The sequence below is a fragment of the Actinomadura geliboluensis genome (assembly GCF_005889745.1).
GTDB lineage: Bacteria > Actinomycetota > Actinomycetes > Streptosporangiales > Streptosporangiaceae > Spirillospora > Spirillospora geliboluensis.
In genome coordinates this window covers 1-427 of record NZ_VCKZ01000794.1, presented here as the reverse complement: position 1 = coordinate 427, position 427 = coordinate 1, and the positions used below count along the sequence as shown (strand labels likewise).

Genomic DNA, 427 nt, shown 5'->3' with positions numbered 1-427 from the left:
GCACCGGCATGGCGCACCACGTGTTCGAGCGCTACGAGCCGTGGTTCGGGGAGCTGCGGACGCGCCCGTCCGGGTCGCTGGTCGCCGACAGGGCCGGCGCCGCCACCGCGTACGCGATCACGAACCTTCAGGACCGGGGCACGTTCTTCGTCGGGCCGACCACCGAGGTGTACGAGGGCATGATCGTCGGGGAGAACTCCCGGTCCGACGACATGGACGTCAACATCACCAAGGAGAAGAAGCTCACGAACATGCGCTCGTCCACGGGCGACGAGCTGGAGCGGCTCACCCCGCCCCGGCTGCTGTCGCTGGAGGAGGCGCTGGAGTTCTGCCGCGAGGACGAGTGCGTCGAGGTCACGCCGGGCGCCGTCCGCATCCGCAAGGTCGTCCTGGACGCCAAGGAGCGCGAGCGCATGCGCGCCCGCTC

General features: G+C 70.3%; 1 pseudogene. It reads left to right on the top strand.

Annotated elements, in window-relative coordinates:
• Window positions 1-427, top strand: a pseudogene (locus ETD96_RS44285) (translational GTPase TypA); the annotation flags it as partial.